Origin of the sequence: Pseudomonas sp. R38(2017), assembly GCF_002112395.1 — a bacterium.
Classification (GTDB): Bacteria; Pseudomonadota; Gammaproteobacteria; order Pseudomonadales; family Pseudomonadaceae; genus Aquipseudomonas.
Window position 1 is genome coordinate 259652 of sequence record NZ_NEHN01000010.1, and the last position, 18419, is coordinate 278070.

13 protein-coding genes and 2 rRNA genes are annotated in these 18419 nt (G+C 60.0%); 10 read left to right on the forward strand and 5 right to left on the reverse strand.

Annotated elements, in window-relative coordinates; genetic code table 11:
- Nucleotides 1–101: 101 nt before the first annotated feature.
- On the forward strand, nucleotides 102–440 hold the full coding sequence (locus tag CAF87_RS24375; RefSeq protein ID WP_085712603.1) for a tryptophan synthase subunit beta: 339 nt from the start codon (nucleotides 102–104) through the stop codon (nucleotides 438–440).
- Nucleotides 441–490: 50 nt separating this feature from the next.
- Here the strand turns inward: CAF87_RS24375 and lapD are convergent, their stop codons facing one another.
- Entirely contained in the window at nucleotides 491–2434 is a 1944-nt protein-coding gene (gene lapD, locus CAF87_RS24380) for a cyclic di-GMP receptor LapD (protein ID WP_085733434.1), read from the reverse strand.
- 14 nt (nucleotides 2435–2448) lie between these two features.
- On the reverse strand, nucleotides 2449–3141 hold the full coding sequence (gene lapG / locus CAF87_RS24385) for a cysteine protease LapG (RefSeq protein WP_085733435.1): 693 nt from the start codon (nucleotides 3139–3141) through the stop codon (nucleotides 2449–2451).
- Nucleotides 3142–3337: 196 nt separating this feature from the next.
- On the opposite strand from lapG, the gene CAF87_RS24390 reads away from it, so the two are divergent.
- The 5 genes from CAF87_RS24390 to CAF87_RS24410 all read left to right on the forward strand — a co-directional run bounded on the left by CAF87_RS24390 (nucleotide 3338) and on the right by CAF87_RS24410 (nucleotide 10396).
- On the forward strand, nucleotides 3338–4048 hold the full coding sequence (locus CAF87_RS24390) for a GntR family transcriptional regulator (RefSeq protein ID WP_085733436.1): 711 nt from the start codon (nucleotides 3338–3340) through the stop codon (nucleotides 4046–4048).
- A 754-nt stretch (nucleotides 4049–4802) separates the two neighbouring features.
- A complete protein-coding gene (locus CAF87_RS24395) occupies nucleotides 4803–5576 on the forward strand; it encodes a DUF3050 domain-containing protein (RefSeq protein WP_085733437.1) in 774 nt (257 codons plus the stop codon).
- A complete protein-coding gene (locus tag CAF87_RS24400; protein WP_085733438.1) occupies nucleotides 5573–6502 on the forward strand; it encodes a diiron oxygenase in 930 nt (309 codons plus the stop codon). The genes CAF87_RS24395 and CAF87_RS24400 overlap by 4 nt, the downstream gene beginning before the upstream one ends.
- Nucleotides 6503–6515: 13 nt before the next feature.
- Nucleotides 6516–9905 (forward strand): amino acid adenylation domain-containing protein, encoded by a 3390-nt coding sequence (locus tag CAF87_RS24405; protein WP_085733439.1) that lies wholly within the window; start codon nucleotides 6516–6518, stop codon nucleotides 9903–9905.
- A 23-nt stretch (nucleotides 9906–9928) separates the two neighbouring features.
- The gene (locus CAF87_RS24410; RefSeq protein ID WP_085733440.1) at nucleotides 9929–10396 is read left to right on the forward strand and encodes an SRPBCC family protein; all 468 of its coding nucleotides are present in this window, start codon (nucleotides 9929–9931) and stop codon (nucleotides 10394–10396) included.
- A gap of 58 nt (nucleotides 10397–10454) precedes the next feature.
- Here CAF87_RS24410 and CAF87_RS24415 read toward each other — a convergent pair whose 3' ends face one another.
- On the reverse strand, nucleotides 10455–12335 hold the full coding sequence (locus tag CAF87_RS24415) for a methyl-accepting chemotaxis protein (RefSeq protein WP_085733441.1): 1881 nt from the start codon (nucleotides 12333–12335) through the stop codon (nucleotides 10455–10457).
- 311 nt (nucleotides 12336–12646) lie between these two features.
- Between CAF87_RS24415 and CAF87_RS24420 the strand changes: the two genes are divergently transcribed.
- The 4 genes from CAF87_RS24420 to CAF87_RS24435 all read left to right on the forward strand — a co-directional run bounded on the left by CAF87_RS24420 (nucleotide 12647) and on the right by CAF87_RS24435 (nucleotide 18004).
- The gene (locus tag CAF87_RS24420; protein WP_085733442.1) at nucleotides 12647–13147 is read left to right on the forward strand and encodes a sigma-70 family RNA polymerase sigma factor; all 501 of its coding nucleotides are present in this window, start codon (nucleotides 12647–12649) and stop codon (nucleotides 13145–13147) included.
- Nucleotides 13147–14160, forward strand: coding sequence for a FecR domain-containing protein (locus CAF87_RS24425; RefSeq protein ID WP_085733443.1), 1014 nt, complete (start codon nucleotides 13147–13149; stop codon nucleotides 14158–14160). The genes CAF87_RS24420 and CAF87_RS24425 overlap by 1 nt, the downstream gene beginning before the upstream one ends.
- A gap of 87 nt (nucleotides 14161–14247) precedes the next feature.
- Nucleotides 14248–16749: a TonB-dependent siderophore receptor gene (locus CAF87_RS24430; protein ID WP_085733444.1), complete on the forward strand. Its 2502-nt coding sequence runs from the start codon at nucleotides 14248–14250 to the stop codon at nucleotides 16747–16749.
- A 76-nt stretch (nucleotides 16750–16825) separates the two neighbouring features.
- The gene (locus CAF87_RS24435) at nucleotides 16826–18004 is read left to right on the forward strand and encodes a PepSY domain-containing protein (RefSeq protein WP_085733445.1); all 1179 of its coding nucleotides are present in this window, start codon (nucleotides 16826–16828) and stop codon (nucleotides 18002–18004) included.
- Between the two features lie 72 nt (nucleotides 18005–18076).
- On the opposite strand, the gene rrf (CAF87_RS24440) is transcribed toward CAF87_RS24435, so the two are convergent.
- Nucleotides 18077–18192: ribosomal RNA gene (gene rrf / locus CAF87_RS24440) — 5S ribosomal RNA — on the reverse strand.
- A 105-nt stretch (nucleotides 18193–18297) separates the two neighbouring features.
- Nucleotides 18298–18413 (reverse strand): 5S ribosomal RNA (gene rrf / locus CAF87_RS24445).
- Nucleotides 18414–18419 lie beyond the last annotated feature (6 nt).

Consider the following 18419-nt stretch of genomic DNA (forward strand, 5'->3'; position numbering starts at 1 on the left):
TCTTTCTTCCCGGTGACGATTGCGTCGCCGCACCGCATACTCCCGTGCAGTTGGCTATGCTGCTGACAGCATGACGCTGGTCCATTTCCGAGGGATGCTCAATGTTTTACGTGCAACGCGATGCACAGGGTCAGTTGGTTCGCGTGGAAGCTGCGGCCTGGGCCGAGGCCACGGAAACGCTGCCCGCCGACCACCATGAAATCCAGGCCTGGTTTGCCAACGCGGCGGTGGAAAACAGCCTCAAGCAGCTCAAGCAGAGCGACCTGGAGATGATTCGGGTACTCGACGACCTGATTCAGGTCCTGACCCAGAAAGGCGTGATCCGCGTCACCGACCTGCCGCCGGCGGCCCAGGCCAAGTTGATGGACCGGACCCAGGCCCGGGAAGCGTTGGGCGGGTTGAGTCAGTTGATCGATGATGAAGAGACCGGGTTGATCTGATCTCTTTTGTCTTGCCCGTTCCCGCGCTGCGCGTGGGAACGGGCAATTCATCACCAGGGTTTCGGCTCGCCGAAGAGCTGCCCCTGAACCCCGTACAAGCCCATCTCACGAATCACCGACAACTCCCCTTCCGTCTCGACCCGTTCGGCAATCAGCGGCAGATCGATGCTGTGCGCCGCCCGCTGGATCGCCTCGATGAACAGGCGCTTGTCGCTCTCCTGATCGATCGCGCGGATGTAGCTGCCATCGATCTTCAGGTACGCCAGCCCTAGCCGCGCCAGGTTGCCGATCATGCTGAAGCGCCCGCCGAAGCGCTGCAGGCTCAGGGAGAAACCGAGTTCGCGCAGGCGGCGGGTCAACTGTTCCAGCACCGCTTGCTCCGGCAATTGTTCCTCGCCGATTTCCAGGGTCAGGCGCGGCCCCAGATTGGAATGCGAGCGCAGAATCTCGAAGACTTTGTTCAGCGCCTGCGGATCGGCCAGGGTCGCCGAAGACAGGTTCAGCGCCAGGGATTCTTCATGGCCGGCCATTTGCTCCAGCACCCGCTCGAGCATCAAACGGTCCAGCCGTGCGGTCCAGCCAAAGCGCTCCAGCCATGGCAGGAAACGTCCGGCGGGAATGGTCTGGCCCTGTTCGTCGAGCAGGCGCGACAGCACTTTGTAATGCAGCACCAGCTGCGTGTCCTGAGCTGCCACCACCGGCTGGAAGAACAACTCGAAACGCCGCTGATTCAGCGCCTGATCGAGCAGGCGATGCCAGGCGTGGTGATCGTCGCCGACATCCGCCACCAGGCTCTGGTCGAGGCACGCCCAGTTCTGTTCGCCCTGACCTTCGGCCTGAGCCAAGGCCTGATCGCCGAGGCTGAGTACCGCTTGCGGAGAATCGCCGTGGGCGAACGGCGCCAGGCCGATGGAGGCCACAGCAGGCACGTCGGTGGCGCCCGTCGCATGCAGGCTGCCCAGGGCGCTGTCGAGGTTCTGCGCCAGTTGCAGCGCTTCTTCGCGGGTCAGCCCCGGCGCCAGCACGGCGAATTCGCCGCCTCGAATGCGGGTTACGAGGTTCTGGGTTTCCGGGTATTTGGCGCACTCGCGAGAGAGTTGCTGACCGACCGCTTTCAACAATTCATCGGTGCGCTGACCGCCGAGACGCTGGTTCAAACCCGCCAGATCCTTGACCCGAAGCAACAGCAAGTAACCTGAGCTGGCCTGTTCCGGGTTGCTCACGCGAGCGTTCAGTTGCATCTCGAAATAGCGCCGGTTGGCCAGCCCGGTGAGGTTGTCCTGATAGGACTCGGTGCGCAGTTTTTCGCTGCGTTCGGCCTGCTCCTGAAACAACGCCTTGAGCTTCTCGACCATCTGGTTCATGGCCAGCACCACGCGACGCAGTTCAGGCGTGCGCGGCAAGTCGGGCAGGCTGAGGAATTCGCGACGGGCGATGGCGTGGGATTGCTTGACCATGTAATCCAGCGGCCTCAGTTGCCGACGCAGCAACAGCGCGCCCAACACCGCACTCACCGCGCCGCAGACCAACAACCAACCAAGACTGCCCAAGGCGCTCTGCCAGAGTTTGGCCAACGCGAACATCGGGTGGCTGACCACCTCGACCCGCGCCGCTTGCTCCCAGCCACGGCTGACCAGCGCATCGCCACCGGCCGGTTCCAGGCCGATCAGTTTGACGAACCAGTCCGGCACGTTGGTGACGGCGGGAATGCCACTGCGCTCGACGATAGTCTGGTCGGTCTTCAGATCGACCACGCGGATGCTCGAGTAATAACCGCTGTCGAAAATTGAGCTGACCAGCAACTCGACCATCGCCGGGTCGTCGATATTCGGTGTCAGCGACAGCGCCAGTGCCGTGGCGGCGTCCTGGGCGTGGGAGCGCAACTGGTTGACGTACTGGGTGCGCGAGCTCTCCAGACTGACCATGAAGCTGCCGGTAAAGGCGACCACCAGGAACAGACAGATAGCGATCAACAGCTGTTTGAACAAAGACATCTGAGCGCGTGCTCCTAGTTAGTCGTCTCGACCGGGAATCCTTCGGCCTGCATTTTCTTCAACACATCCTGCCAGCGTGACAGACGTTTGGTGTCGCCGACCTTCTTGTTGCCCTTCGCCCCCGGCAGGTATAGACCTTCGGCATTGAAAGAGTAGACCGGCAGCAAATCGGTTCGCTCGGACGCCGGCTTGATCGGGTCGATCAGGCTGTCGAGCACCAGTGGCATGGCGTCAGGGCTGGAATAGTAAGTCAGGACCATATGCGCGCGGTTCTGGCGCAGGGCCTTGACGTAGGTGATGCGCAACTTGTCACTGGCAACCCCCAGGTGGCGCAGGCTGAAATACTTGGCAATCGCGTAGTCTTCGCAATCGCCGGCACCTTTCCACAAGGCTTCGATGGGGGTCTCCCAATAATCGACCTGGCCCCACAGGTCGATGTCCTCGACGTAGCGCATCTGTTTGTTGAAAAACAGGTTCACCACTTTGAGCTTTTCCATCTCGCTGACCTGCTTCTGGGTGGCCAACAGATTCTGCCAGGCATCGATCCGTTGTTGCCCGGCGCCCAGCGGTCCGTACAATGCCGTGGCCTTGCGGCTGATCGCGGAAAAATCCCAATCGGCATGCAGGCCGCCCAGCATGATGCCGGCCAGCAGCAGCGCGCAGGCAAGCCAGCGCGCAATCCGTGGGATCGCGAAACGTACCGCCAATGCAAAGCATCCAGGGCAGGGAGAAATGGCGTTTGATGGTGAAGGTTAGTCCAGCAAAAAACAATGGCATCCTGAGATCATCTCCACCGCGCTAAACTTTAGAGGTAACAGGGTTCCTCTACGTGGTTTGACAACCTGTAGAGCAATCACTAGTGTCCTTTGGATCCAAATTCCGCAGTCAACAGGGTGTGCAGTTGTGACCCAGAAGCTCAAGCCACTCCACAGCATCAAAGTCGAAGGGCCGATTCCCGCGCATCTGGCGCGCTCGGTCATCGAGGAAACCCTGCGCTCGGCGATTCTCGACGGGCGCCTGCCGTGCGGCACCGCCGTGCGCCAGCAGGATCTCGCGGACCTGTTCGGCGTCAGCCGCATGCCGGTGCGCGAAGCCTTGCGTCAACTGGAAGCCCAAGGTCTGTTGAGCGTGGTTGCCCACAAAGGCGCCGTGGTAGCGCCGCTGATCCAGGGTGACGCGACCGAAACCTATGAGCTGCGCATCCTGCTGGAATCCGAAGCCCTGCGTCAGTCGATCCCGCTGCTGACCAGCGCCGATCACGAGCGCGCCGCCGGCTACATCGAAGAGCTGGAAACCGAGCACGACTACACCGAAATCGGCCGGCTCAACCGCCTGTTCCACATGACGCTTTACTGCAAATCCCCGAACGGCCGTCTGCTGCGGCTGGTCGAGGACGGTTTGAATGAAGAGGAACGCTTCCTGCGCTTCAACCTCGAGGCCATGGGCCTGGGCAAGATCTCCCAGGACGATCACCGTGCCCTGCTGCAAGCCGTGCAGCAACGGGACACCCCACTCGCAGTGGCGTTGCTGGAACAGCACCTTAACCGCGGTGTCGAGGTCATCACCCGTTACCTCGCCAGCCCCGCCGCACAAAACCGCAAGACTGCCCGCTGATTCCCCCCTTCCGGGTGAGCTTCCGCTCACCCGGCGAATAACCCGCTTACAAATCCCCACGCCAGTCACGCTCAATTGCCGTGGCACTTCGGCGCCTTCGCTCTAACCTCCCCCCTGCTTTGGACAGCCTGGAAATTGCACCGCAAGGAAGTCATTTTCGACGATAGCCGCGGCGCCGATTTACGCGCACCCTTGAATCGCCAACCCAAAATAGAACGGGGACGCGCCGCCCAGGCAGCAGTCTCCGCAACAGGAACCTACGGAAGGAGCCTTGTCACGGGAAAAGGAAGATTCGCCGCAGTACCAGGCCAACTTCATCCCCTCAGATCATTTCAATTACTTCATTAGAAAGTTGCTTCGAGTGAGGCATTCACTCTTGTTATTCAATTTTGGCCTTTAAACGCCGAAAGGAGCAACTACGCCCAAATAAAACTCAACTTAAAAGTTTTATCAGCCTCACTCATACTTCAAAAATGGCAAACTTAAATTAATTAAAAATATACTTGTTAAGTTGTTTTGCGATGTATTAGTTTTTCTACGCCGGGTTTTGTACCGAACCGACAGACCGGCGAGGTCCAGCAATATGACCTGGTTAGCAGCCGCCTTCAGCGGTATGCGGTCGTACCAGGCCTTTCAATGAAACTTTAACTTTCATCGAAACAAATGAGGCTATCGCTCGCCTGGAATATATATCCAACGTTGTTAGTCATTGATTGAGCAGTCCCTATATCCCTATAAGCCAGAGGCTCGCATCATGCCAACTAAAGAACAACTCGCCCAAAAGAAAGCCGAACTCAGCGTTCACCCGATTTTCTCCGAAATCGATTCGCTATCGGTGTTGCGGCGTTTCATGGAATCCCATGTATTTGCCGTATGGGATTTCATGTCGCTGACCAAACGCCTGCAACAGGAACTGACCTGCACCCGCCTGCCATGGCTGCCGCCACGCGATCCCCATGCCGCACGATTGATCAATGAAATCGTGCTCGGCGAAGAGTCGGACGATCGGTTGTCACACGGGCATTACAGTCATTTCGAGTTGTACCTGGACGCGATGCGCGAAGTCGGTGCGAGCACCTCGGCGGTGGAGCGTTTCGTCGCGCTGCAACAGGAAGGCGTGAGCTACGACGTCGCGCTGCAAAGTGTCGAGGTCGACCCGGCCGCCGCGCAATTCGTCCGCGACACCTTGCACACGGCACTGCATGCGCCAGGGCACAGCGTCGCCGCTGCCTTCCTGCACGGTCGCGAGAGCGTCATCCCGATCATGTTCCAGCGCATGCTCGATGCCTGGGGCATCGGCGTCGAACAGGCGCCGACCTTCCGTTACTACCTCGAGCGGCATATCGAGGTCGACTCCGAAGACCACGGCCCTGCCGCCGAACAACTGCTGGATCGACTGGTGGACGGCGATCCGCAGCGCGAAGCCGAGGTCTATGCCAGCGCCATCGCCGCCGTGGAAAGCCGCATCGCCCTGTGGGACGGCCTGCGCCAAAGCCTGCGCGAACCGCTTGCGGAGGTGGCCCAATGAACGCCGCCGACTACCAGTCTTTCGCCGATGCCTGGGAAAGCCGCGCGACCATTCGCACCCGGCCGCGCCGCGTGCTGGAGGATGACGCGCGGCTGATCTATCCGCTCAGTCGCCAGCCGTTGGTGCTCAGCGAAACCTTCCTGCGCGAATGCCCCGAACAGCGTGATTTCGCCCTGGTGCAGACGCTGTACAAATTCATCAACGACGTGGTGATTTTCGAAACCGAGATCGTCGACAAGACCGCCCGCAGCATCGCCAAGAACCGCTTCGCCGTGCCCTTCCCGTTCGCCTGTCGCTACGACGCCATGACCGTGGTGGTGGACGAGGATTACCACGCGCTGGTGGCGATGGATTTCATGCAGCAGACCGTGGCCATGACCGGCATCGAGCCGATCGAGCTACCGAATGAAATCGAACTGAGCCGGGCAATTCCCGCCGCCGTCGAACTGGCTCCGGAACACCTGCGCAGCGCCGTGGAACTGATTTGCGTAGCCATCGCCGAGAACACCGTGACCGGCGATGTCGCGGCGTTCGCCCGGGACGATACGGTCAAGCCGTCGATCAAGGGCCTGATGGCCGATCACTTGCTCGACGAAGGTCGGCACTCGAGTTTCTGGGCGCGGATGGTGCGCATCTACTGGCACACCGCGAGCGATGCGGATCGCGAATGTATCGCGCAGATCCTGCCGGTATTCATCGGCCATTACCTGACCAACGACATCCAGAAGTCCTTCGACCTGCGCCTGATCGACGCCCTGCCAGTCAACGATGCAACCCGCCGTGCGCTGAAAGACGAGATGGCCGGGCTGGCCTTCCCGATCAATCGCCACCACCCGCTGGTGGGCAACATCGTGCGGTTTTTCCACAACAGCTCGCTGCTCGACACACCGTGCGTACAGCACGCCCTGCGCGACTACCTGGTTTGACAAGGAGGCTGACATGAGACGTCTCGACATTTTGCTGAGGGGCCGCAGCCAGGCCTTGACCGACCTGGCGCAGGAGCTCGAACAACACGGTCATTCATTGCTGACAGAGACTGCTCCGTCGATGGATCTGGCGATCGATGACGGCAGTCTCGCGCCACAGGATTACGGCACGTCACCGCACCTGACCTTGCGTCTGGGTATCGGTGCAACGGGTGCCGGTGGGTTGCCGGTGCTCGATCTGCTTTGCTTCTGCAACTCGACACTGCTGAGCCGCGTGCCTATCGCCGACGAACCGTCCGGCAACGGTCAGGTCCTGCGCCAGCGAACACTCGCGCTCGTGGTGGACGAAGTGGCGCTGCTGGTCAGCCGCTTCTCCCGCGACGCCGAGTATTTCCAGCACGCGGCGACAGCCCGTGCGCCAGACTTCGAACAGATTGAAAACCTGCAATTTCTCGACAGCCTGGCTTACGTCCATCGCCTCAATGCCACGGCCAATCCGGCCTTGTTGCAACAAGCGCAAATCCCGGTGATCGAGCGGCTGCAACAGAGTCTGATCGAGCACGCAGAGCGCCCGGCGCTGCACCTCGCCGAACAGTCGATCAGCTATCGCCAGCTGCATGATCACAGCCGTGCAATCCAACAGCGTTTGCTGGCAATGCTGGAGACACAACCACAGCCGTGGGTGGTGGGGATTTGTCTGCCGAAATGCGATGCGCTGTTTGCTTCGATTCTGGCGGTTCTCGGCAGCGGCGCAGTGTACCTGCCGCTGGAGCCGAGCCATCCGCTTCAGCGCCAGCAATACATCCTGGAAAACGCCGGCGCGGTGTTGTTGCTGCACGATGGCGAACATCCACTGAGCGATTCGATGCCGGTGCTGGATGTCTGCCGCATCGACCGCACTGAAGTCGATCCAGCGCTACCGCTGATGCTTCGCCGGCCCGAGATCGATGCACCGTGCATGGCGCTCTACACCTCCGGCACCACCGGGCATCCGAAGGGTGTGCTGCTCAGTCAGGCGAACCTCGCGCATTTCACGGCGTGGTACGCCGATTACGTGCAGTTGCACGCCGAGAGCCGGGTGCTGCAGTTCTCGTCGCTGAGTTTTGACTCGTCGCTGATCGACATCTTCCCGACCCTGCTCAAAGGCGCGGAACTGGTAGTGCCCGACGACAACCAGCGCCGCGATCCGCTGCAACTGGTGGCGTTGATCCGTCGCCGACAGCTGACCCACGCGTTCCTGCCGCCAGCACTGCTGAGCATCCTGCCGCTGGAGCAACTGCAAAGCATCGGGCAGATCATGACCGGCGGCGATGTCTGCGAGCCGTTCGTGATCGAGCAACTGACGCGCCAGGGCAAGCTGCACAACCTCTACGGCCCTACCGAAGCCACAGTGTTGATCACCGCGCGGCAACTGCAATCGGGCGACAGCAATCGCACCCTCGGCGGGCCGATCGCCAACAGTCAGGTGCTGATCCTCGATGACGATCTGCAACCGGTGTCGGAGCAAACCGTGGGCGAGCTGTTCATCGTCGGCCCCGGCGTGTGCCTGGGTTACCTGAACAATCCGCAGCAGACCGCCGAACGCTATCTGGACCTGGAGTTGCCGGACGGCCAGCGTCTGCGTGCCTACCGCAGCGGCGACATGGCCAAGTGGGGCGAGGATGGCATCGAGCTGTGCGGACGTCGCGACAATCAGGTGAAAATCCGCGGCTTCCGGGTCGAGCCGGAAGAGATCGAGCGGTGCCTGCGCGAGAGTCAGCTATATCGGCAGATTGCGGTGGTGATCGACAGTCAGCGGCGGATTCTGGCGTTCCTCGCCCAACCGCAATCGGATGCCGCGCGCGAGTCTTTGAAAGCTCACGCGCAGCAGTTTTTGCCCGACTACATGCAACCGGTGGCGTGGACGGAGTTGCCGAACATGCCGTTCGCCGCCAACGGCAAGGTCGACCGCAAGGCCTTACTGGAGCTGCCGGTCAGCGTGCAGGACAGCGGCCCCAAATGCCTGCCAGCCAACGCCGACGAAGCGCTGCTGCTGGAAATCTGGGGCGAGTTGCTGGAGCTGCCGACCAGTGACATTTCCACCGACGAAAGCTTCTTCAATCTCGGCGGTCACTCGATTCTGCTGTCGCGCATGCTCCTGCGTCTGCGGGAGGAGTTCGGTCGCAGTATTTCGATCAATCGCTTCATCGAACTGCCGACCATTACCAAGCTCGCCACGCTGGTGCGCGGCACCGATGACAGCGCGGTGCTCAGCGCCCAGGCGATGGCCGACGCCGAGCGAGCGCTGGACATCGAACCGTTGCCGATCAGCCGCATGGGCGATGTGCACAAGGTGATCGTCACCGGCGCCAACAGCTTTGTCGGCGTGCACATCGTCGAGGCGTTGTTGGGTTGGGGCGCCAGCGAGGTGGCGTGTCTGGTGCGCGAGGGCGGCGGGCAAACGGCGGCGCAGCGCTTTGCCCATTCGTTGCGGGAGAACCGGCTGGAACATCTGGACCTGCGCCGGGTGCGGGTCTATTCGGCCGACATCACCCGGCCGCAACTGGGCCTGGCCGATAGCGATTTCGAACGACTGGATCGGGAGTTCGGCGCGCTGGTACACAACGCCGCCAACGTCAATCACGTCCTCGACTACGAGTCGCTGGCGGCGGACAACGTCGAGCCGATTTTCGAACTGCTGCGGCTGTGCGAAGGGCGCAGCAAGAAGGTGTTCAATTTCGTCTCGACGCTGTCGGCCTCCAGCACCGTCGACGACGCAGGCCGGGTGCTGGAATTGCCCGCCGCACCGACGCCGCCGATCTACATTCGCAACGGCTACAACCTGTCGAAATGGGTCGGCGAACGCATCCTCGAACGGGCGCGGGAGCGTGGGGTGCGGGTCAATCTGTATCGGCCCGGCAACATCAGTTTCAACAGCCTCAGCGGCGTCTGCCAACCGCACAAGAACCGCTTGATGCTGATGCTCAAGGGCTCGATCCAGCTCGGTCAGGTGCCGGCCTTCGCGCTGAATTTCGACCTGATGCCGGTGGACTTTCTCGCCCGCTTCATCGCCTTCCACGCCAGCCGTTATTCGCCCGAACGGGCGGTGTTCAACCTGCACAACCCGGAGCCTCTGAGCTGGGATGCCTATGTTGCTTCGTTCCGCGAAACCGGCAGCGAGTTTTCGCTGGTCAGCGTCGCCGACTGGCAACGGCAACTGGGTCGGGTCGATGCCGACAACGCGCTGTTCGGCGTACTCGGTTTCTACCTCAACGGCTTTGAGGAAGACATCGGCGACATCTCCCTGATCGGCCACGCCAACGCCCAGGCCGGCGTGCAGCAGATGGGCGCGCACTACCCGGAAAAATCCCCGGCACTGCTGCGTCGCGGCTGCGATTACCTGAAAGAAATCAACTTCATCTGACTCATCAACCAAGGAGCAACACCATGAGCAATCTTCAACCCGACACCCTGATCAAAAACCCTCACGGCTGCCACGTCGTGTCTTCGGTGGAAGTGCCGGTGGACGCCAAACAGGTATGGTCGGTGGTCGGCAAATTCGACGGCTTCGACCGTTTCATTCCAGCCCTGTCGCACATCGAGATGACCGGCGAAGGCGTGTCTTCACTGCGCAAGAAGTTCTTCAAGGATGGCAACCTGGTGGTCGAGCAACTCAACTCCCGGGACGACCAGGCGCTGAGCATGACCTGGACCACGATCTATAACACCCTGGGCGTGGCCAACCTGTGGGCGGCGATGAATGTGGAGTCGTTGGGCGAGGGCAAGTCGCGGGCGACCTGGACGATCATCGCCGAGCCGGCCAGCGGTGGGCCCGAGGCGCTGCCGGGGTTCAAGGATTTCGTCCAGGGGTTTGCCGATGATGCGATGGGCAATGTGCTGAAGCTGTTTGTGTAAGGCCTGAAAAAGCCCGCTGTGGATCGCTCCGCAGCGGGCTGTTTTTGACCGCAAGCGATCAGATCTTGAAGCTGTCGACCAGCTGTTTCAAACGGTTGGCCTGTTGCGACAACGCATCGCAATCCTTCAACGTTTCATTGAGATTGGCCACGCTCTGTTGGTTCAGCAGGTTGATCTGGTTGACGTCAACGTTGAGGGTTTCCACCACGGCGGTCTGCTCCTCGGTAGCCGCTGCCACCGATTGGTTCATGCCGTCGATTTCGCCGATACGCTGGGTCACGCTGACCAGACGCAGACCGGCCTGGTTCGCCACTTCAACGCTCTCTTCGCTGGACGCTTGACTGGCGTTCATGGTGGTCACCGCTTCGCGGGAACCGATCTGCAGCGAGGTGATCATCTTGTGGATCTCTTCCGCCGATTCCTGGGTGCGGTGAGCGAGGTTACGCACCTCGTCCGCCACCACCGCAAAACCGCGACCGGCTTCACCGGCACGTGCCGCTTCGATGGCCGCGTTGAGCGCCAGCAGGTTGGTCTGCTGGGAGATGCCTTTGATCACATCGAGAATGTGGCCGATGTTGTCGGTGCTCGCATTCAGGGTTTCGATCTGAGTGCATGACAGGCTGATCTTCTGCGACAGCTCGGTCATGGCCTGAATCGTCTGCTCGACCACCTGACGACCGTCATCGGCCTGTTCGCTCGCGCCGCTGGCGTGTTGCGAAGCATCGGCGGCGTTGCGGGCGATTTCCTGGGTGGCGGCACCCAATTGATTGATCGCGGCGGCCACGCTGTTGGTGCGTGCGCTCTGCTCGTCGGAGCCGATGATCGAGGCGTTGGACGATGCCATCACCCGTTGCGACAGGTCGTGTACATGACGAGTCGCGGAAGACACTTCGGAAATGGACGCGTGAATCCGCTCCACGAACTGGTTGAACGAACTGCCCAGCTCGCCGAACTCGTCCTTGCTTTCCACTACCAGACGGCGAGTCAGGTCACCTTCACCCTGGGCGATGTCCTGCATCGCACGGCCCATGGTGATCAGCGGACGCATCAGCACGGTGATCAACAGGCTCAGGAATACCGCAATCGCGCCCACCGCGACGAACATCGCGATCAGTGCCGAGGTGCGGAACTGGCTGAGCGCAGCGTAGGCCTTGTCGCGGTCGATCGACAGACCGATGTACCACTCGGCATTCGGCAGACCGGTGACCGGGGTGAACGACAGGATGCGCTCCTGGCCGTTGAGCACCACGTTCTGATTGCCCTTCTCGATGCGCACACCGGCGTTCGGGTAGATGTCCTTGAGGTTCTTCATCACCTGGTCTTTGTCCGGGCTGACGATCACCTGACCGTCACCGCTGACCAGGAACGCGTGGCCGAGGCCACCGAAGTCCACCGAGTTGATGATCTTCACCAGGGTTTCCAGGCTCAGGTCACCGCCCACCACACCGAGCAGCTCGCCGTTCTTTTTCACCGGCATGGCGATGGTCACCACCAGACCGCCGACGGCGGCCATGTATGGCGGAGTCAGCATGGTCTGGTCAGCGGCCACGGCCTGCTTGTACCAGGGACGCTGACGCGGGTCGTAGCCGTCCGGCATCTTCGCGTCAGGACGCTGGGTGAACACACCATTGGCCTGGCCGACGTAGGTGAACTGGAAGTTCGAGGTGAAGGCCGGTTGATCGACCAGCCCCGGGAAGTCGGCGTTCTTGCCCTGATGAGCAACGTTCTGCGCGAGGTTTTCCAGCACCAGAATCCGTCCGCTCATCCAGTTCTGCACACTGCTGGCGGTCAGGTCGCCGGCCTGCTGGACGGAGGACTGGAGGTTCTGGCGAATGGTGTTTCGCTGCAGATAGTCGTTGTACAAAGTGAACAGCGCGAACGCCAGGACCACGACGCCTGAGGCGGCCAACAGGATTTTATGGCTGAACTTGAGATTCATTTCACGGGACTTCTTATGCCAAAAGTGGGGATGCGTTCCGGATGCAACATTCCATGTACAGCGCAGGCAGCGTTCTGATGGCTGCTCTACTTTGGTGCACGCATGTCTCACCAGTCTGTCGGCACGACTCGGAGAAAACTTAGCGTTTTGTAGGAAATGGACGGCATTTCTGCCAGCTTCCCGCCGAACGGCGTGCCAGAGCATTCGCCTGTCATTTTTTGATGACTGGTTTGCAGCGTCGGTTGCAAATTCTGTAACCCTTGATGACAATGCGACTAATTATCATTTGTGACGTTCGGGCTGTCGCGTTCATGTCCTCACCTGAGTTTGCAGTACAGGCGCTTTACAGTCGTCATCACGGCTGGCTCAACAGCTGGTTGCGCGCGCGACTGGGCAATGCGGCCGATGCGGCGGATCTGGCCCAGGACACCTTCGTTCGCCTGCTGCAACGCACCGAACGTCTCGAACTCAACGCGCCTCGCGCGTTTCTGCGCACCATCGCTCGCGGCCTGGTCATCGACCATTGGCGACGCGAAGAAATCGAACGCGCGTATCTGGAAACCATCGCTCACTTGCCCGAGGCCGAGACACCCAGTGCCGAAGCCCGCGCCCTGGTGATCGAACTGTTGGAAAGCATTGCCCGCATGCTCGAAGGGCTGAAGCCCAAAGTGCGTCAGGCGTTTCTGCTGGCGCAGTGCGAAGGCTTGACCCACAAGCAGATCGCCGAGCAGATGGGCCTGTCCTTGCGCTCGGTGGAACGCTACGTCGCCGATGCGCTGTATCACTGCTACGTGCTGCGGTACGAAAGCTGATGCCGGTGGATAAACTGTCAATCGCCCGAAGCGCCGAGCCACAGCAGAAAGTGGTCAAACAGGCGATCCACTGGCTGCTGCGCCTGCGCAACAATCATGGCAATTCGCGCTTGAGCCACCAATGCGAACAATGGCGCGCCGAGCACCACGATCACGAACTGGCCTGGCAACGAGTCCAGTCGTTACAAAGTGAGCTGACCCAAAATCTGCGCTCCGTTCCGGGTGCGCAAGTGGCATTCAACACACTGGAAAACAGTGCGCATGGGCTCGGTCGTCGGCAGGCGTTGAAGCTGCTGTCCGGTGCGTTGTTGATGGGCTCCGCCACGTGGCTGGCCAAAGACACGTCTGCCTGGCAGCAATGGATCGCCGATTACGCTACCGCCACCGGCGAGCGCCGCGGATTCCAGTTGCCTGACGGCACGCGAATCGAACTGAACACGGCCAGCGCCGTGGACCTCGATTACACGGCGCAACAACGGCTGATCAAACTGACTCGGGGCGAGATCATCGTGACCTGTGGCGGCGCCGATGAAGGTACGACGATTGATCGACCGCTGCGGGTGCAAAGTCGTCATGGTACCTATGAGCCGTTCGACGCGCGCTTCATCCTGCGTCAGGAAGGTGATTGCACGCGGCTGACCGTCACCAGTGGTCGCGTCGCGATTCATTCGCCACGGGCGAGCGATGGCGCTTCCACTGAGGTGCTTGCCGGTCAGAGTTACTTGATCGATCACCATCTTGCGCATCCCGCTCCGCCGCTGGACATGGATGCCGGCGCCTGGATCGACGGGCTTATCGTGACCCGCAACATGCGTCTGGGAGATTTCCTCAATGAGGTTGGTCGCTATCGTCAGGGCTTCCTGAATTGCGCCCCGCAGGTTGCGGATCTGCGCTTGTCCGGCGTGTTCCGTCTCGATGACACCGACAAGTTGCTGGCGATTTTGCCGCAGACGCTGCCGGTGCAATTGCGCTATCGCACCCGCTGGTGGGTAACGCTGGAACGAGCCGTCTGAAATTTTTTTGGCGGGTTTTCGTGGCAAGGCCGGCTTAGTCAGTAAGCACTTCAATTCAGCCTTCGCGACTTGCCACGGAAACCTACAATGACTGCGCGTGTTACCTGTAAGAACCCTCTGAATTTCACTACCGAATCGAGCCTTCTGCGCCACGCCGTTCGGGCCGCGCTATTCTCCACGGCACTGGGCGTCGGCCTGCTGCCAAACTTGAGTGTCGCGGCGGGCGGCAGTGAGGTCAGCAGCCACCGCTACAACATCGCCGCTGGCCCATTGGGTGAGGCGCTGAATCAGTTCGCGCGCCAGGCCGGCATCACCTTGTCGATGACCCCGCAGCAGACTCAAGGCCGACAATCACCCGGCGTGCAGGGCGAGTATTCGACCGATCAGGCGTTGAGTCATCTGCTCGGCGGCTCGGGTCTGGAAGCCGTTAGCCAGGACGGCAGCAGCTACGTCTTGCGCTCCGTTGCTGAAACCGAAGCGCTGGCCCTGCCGACTACCGACATCAAAGGTTTTGCCCTCGGTAACGCGCTGGGCAGCATGGACGGCTACAACGCGACGCACAGTCAGATCGCCACCAAAACCAGTACCGCGCTGCTGGAAACTTCGCAAACAGTGTCCGTGGTCACCCGCGAGCAAATGGACGATCAGGGCTCGCAAACCGTGTCCCAGGCCATGCGCTACGCCCCTGGCGTGCTGACCAACCCCTATGGCGCCACGCACCGTTACGACTACGTGGCGATGCGCGGCTTCAACGATGGCTCGGTGGATAACATCTACCTCGACGGCCTCAAGTCCATGGGCGACAGCGGCACCTACAGCACTATGCAGGTCGATCCGTATTTCCTCGAGCGAGTGGACATTCTCAAAGGCCCGTCGTCGGTGTTGTACGGCCGCAGTTCACCGGGCGGGCTGGTGGCGTTGACCAGCAAGAAACCGCTGTACGAGGCCTATCACCAGGTTCAGGCCACCGTTGGCACTCAGGGTCAGCGTGGTGTCGGCTTTGACTTCAGCGGTCCGGTCGATGACGACAAGCGCGTCGCCTATCGTCTGATCGGTTTGACGGATCAGTCCGACACGCAATTCGACCACAACAAGGAAAAACGCTTCGCCCTCGCGCCGACGGTCAGCATCGATTTCAACGAAGACACTTCGCTGACCCTACAGGCGTATCTGCAGCATGACCCGGATGGCGGCTATCACGGTGGCGTGCCGGCCGACGGCACGATTCATCAGCGCAACGGCAACCGCATCTCGCCGCACTTCTTCGAGGGCGAACCGGGAGTCGATGGTTATTCCCGCGATCAGCAGTCGTTCGGTTATCAATTCGAACATCGCTTCAACGACGTCTTCACTGCGCGGCAGAATTTCCGTTACCTCGACTCCAAAGTGAACATGGATCAGGTGTACGCCTATGGCTGGACGTCGCCGACCAGCAACGAGCTGAATCGCTACTACACCGGCGGTGACGAGCGACTGCACGCGTTCATCGTCGACAACATGCTGCAGGCCGAATTTTTCACCGGCGTGACTAAACACACGGTGCTGATGGGGGCGGATTATCAGCGGCGCAAAACCGTGGTCGACTGGACCAGCGGAGGTCTGGCGCCGATCAATGCGTTCAATCCGGTGTACGGCAATGCCACCATCGATATGTACGGTGAGACCAGTTATCTGCGCCGTCTGGAGCAGACCGGGGTTTACCTGCAAGACTTGATTGAGATGGACAAGTGGCGCTTCTCTCTGGGTCTGCGGCAGGACTGGGTGGAGACGTCCGAGGAGAACCGGATTGCCGAGGCGAGCCGTCCGGTCGGCACCGAGATCAGCGACAAACGCACCAAACTGACTGGTCGTGTCGGCGCGCTGTATCTGTTCGATAACGGCCTGGCGCCGTACATCAGCTACTCGGAGTCGTTCAACCCCAATTCCTATGCCGACAGCGCCGGTAATCCGCTGGCGCCAACGGATGGCACGCAGTGGGAAGCAGGCCTGAAGTACCAGCCACCCGGCACCGACAATCTGTTCACGGCCTCGCTGTTCCGCATCGATCAGGAAAACCTCGCCACCAAACTCCCGCAAGAAAACTTCTACCGTGCTGTAGGTGCTGTCCGTTCCCAAGGTTTGGAGCTTGAAGCGCACATGCAGCTCACCGACAACCTGAAAGTGCTCGGTAGTTACACTTTCACTGACATCAAGTACTCGAAATCGATGGTCAGCACCCTGAGTACCCCGACGGACGTGATCCAGAACAAAGGCAACTCTCCGACGCAGGCGCCGCGATACATGGCATCGCTGTGGGCTGACTACAAGTTCGACAGCGCAGCGCTTGATGGCCTGCGATTGGGCGGCGGAGTGCGTTACGTCGGCTATAGCTGGGCTGATGCAGAGAACACCATGAAAGTGCCTTCCTACACGTTGTTCGACGCGTCGATCGGTTATGACCTGGGCAAGGTTGGTTTGAAGGGCGTCGATGTACGACTGAATGCGAACAACCTGACCAACGAATCATATGTGGCCTCCTGCGCCAGCCTGAACTTCTGCTACATGGGCGAAGAGCGGAACGTCGCCGCTACGGTCAGCTATCAGTTCTAAGCCTTTGTCTTGTGCATAAAAAAGCCAGTCCCTGAGATTCAGGGACCGGCTTTTTCGTATTCGTGGGGACAATTTCATGCGTTCGTTTCTGGTTTTACTGCACCGGTATATCGGGTTGGCCACGGCTGTGTTTCTGTTGCTGGCGGGAATCACCGGGAGCATTCTGGCGTTCAACCATGAGCTGGATGAGTGGCTGAACCCTGGGTTTTACGCGGCGTCGACAGAGGGGTCGCGTCTCGCGCCCGGTGAGCTGGTTGATGCGGTGCAATCTGCACATCCGAGGCTGCAGGTCTGGTACATGGAGTATCCGAATGAGGCAGGCCACACAGCCTTGCTGGCGGCGGTACCACGTAATGATCCGGCGACGGGCAAACCGTTCGATGAGCGTAATCAGGTGTTCTACCTCGACCCAGTCAGTCGCGAGCAAAAAGGCCAGCGTTACTGGGGTGAGTGCTGTTTCCAGCGTGAGAACTTCATTCCTTTCATTCTCGAGTTCCACTACAACCTGACGCTGCCCGGGAACTGGGGGTTGCTGTTGATGGGATTGGTGGCCATTGCCTGGGTGATCGATTGCTTCATCGCCCTCTGGCTGACGTTGCCGCGGGGTAAACCCTTTTGGAAGAAGTGGTCGAGCGCCTGGAAGATCAAGGGCGGACATGCCTATCGGCTCAACTTCGATCTGCATCGGGCGGGGGGCTTGTGGCTATGGTTGTTATTGCTGCCGATAGCCGTCAGCAGCGTGGCCATGAACTTGCCGAGCCAGGTCTTCAAACCGGTGGTGTCACTGTTGTCTCCAATTGAGCCGAGCGTGTATGAGGCCCGAGGGCGAATGACTGCCGATGAGCTGGGGATCACTCGATTGAGTTATCAACAGGCCTACGAAAGGGCACAGCAGGAAGGAAAAAGGTTGGGACTGACTGCAGCGATCGGTGAGTTGTATTACAGCTTGGAGTACAACTTCTACGGTGCGGGGTTTGGACAGCATGACACCGAGGCCCATGGTAAATCCTGGTTGTTTTTCCACGGTACGGACGGGCGATTACTCGGGCAGGAGATCGCAGGAGAAGGAACGTTGGGAGAGCGGTTTTATCGGTTGCAGTTGCCGATACATGGGGGGCGGATCATCGGTTTTACCGGGCAAGTAATGATCGCGGTATTGGGTGTTCTGATTGCGGGGTTGTCCGGGACTGGCGTCTACATCTGGTGGCGCAAATGGCAGGCTCGTCGAAGTAGCAAGGCACGCAGAGTAGTTTGAAGATTGGATTTTGGTGAGCCTGAAACGACAAAACCCCTGTTTGCATTAGCAAACAGGGGTTTCGGAATTTAATCTTGACGATGACCTACTCTCACATGGGGAAACCCCACACTACCATCGGCGATGCATCGTTTCACTTCTGAGTTCGGGATGGGATCAGGTGGTTCCAACGCTCTATGGTCGTCAAGAAATTCTGTGACCAGCCCGTTACCACGGTAACGGACCAGAAAAAACGGGAACTTCTACTAATACAAAACCCCAACTGCTTTCGCAATTGGGGTTTCGGAATTTAATCTTGACGATGACCTACTCTCACATGGGGAAACCCCACACTACCATCGGCGATGCATCGTTTCACTTCTGAGTTCGGGATGGGATCAGGTGGTTCCAACGCTCTATGGTCGTCAAGAAATTC

What these genes read in the sequence shown, in the direction of transcription:
- CAF87_RS24375 (WP_085712603.1), top strand. Translation starts at nt 102, where the DNA reads ATGTTTTACGTGCAACGCGATGCACAGGGTCAGTTGGTTCGCGTGGAA.
- lapD (WP_085733434.1), bottom strand. Translation starts at nt 2,434, where the DNA reads ATGTCTTTGTTCAAACAGCTGTTGATCGCTATCTGTCTGTTCCTGGTG.
- CAF87_RS24395 (WP_085733437.1), top strand. Translation starts at nt 4,803, where the DNA reads ATGCCAACTAAAGAACAACTCGCCCAAAAGAAAGCCGAACTCAGCGTT.
- CAF87_RS24400 (WP_085733438.1), top strand. Translation starts at nt 5,573, where the DNA reads ATGAACGCCGCCGACTACCAGTCTTTCGCCGATGCCTGGGAAAGCCGC.
- CAF87_RS24405 (WP_085733439.1), top strand. Translation starts at nt 6,516, where the DNA reads ATGAGACGTCTCGACATTTTGCTGAGGGGCCGCAGCCAGGCCTTGACC.
- CAF87_RS24410 (WP_085733440.1), top strand. Translation starts at nt 9,929, where the DNA reads ATGAGCAATCTTCAACCCGACACCCTGATCAAAAACCCTCACGGCTGC.
- CAF87_RS24415 (WP_085733441.1), bottom strand. Translation starts at nt 12,335, where the DNA reads ATGAATCTCAAGTTCAGCCATAAAATCCTGTTGGCCGCCTCAGGCGTC.
- CAF87_RS24420 (WP_085733442.1), top strand. Translation starts at nt 12,647, where the DNA reads ATGTCCTCACCTGAGTTTGCAGTACAGGCGCTTTACAGTCGTCATCAC.
- CAF87_RS24425 (WP_085733443.1), top strand. Translation starts at nt 13,147, where the DNA reads ATGCCGGTGGATAAACTGTCAATCGCCCGAAGCGCCGAGCCACAGCAG.
- CAF87_RS24430 (WP_085733444.1), top strand. Translation starts at nt 14,248, where the DNA reads ATGACTGCGCGTGTTACCTGTAAGAACCCTCTGAATTTCACTACCGAA.
- CAF87_RS24435 (WP_085733445.1), top strand. Translation starts at nt 16,826, where the DNA reads ATGCGTTCGTTTCTGGTTTTACTGCACCGGTATATCGGGTTGGCCACG.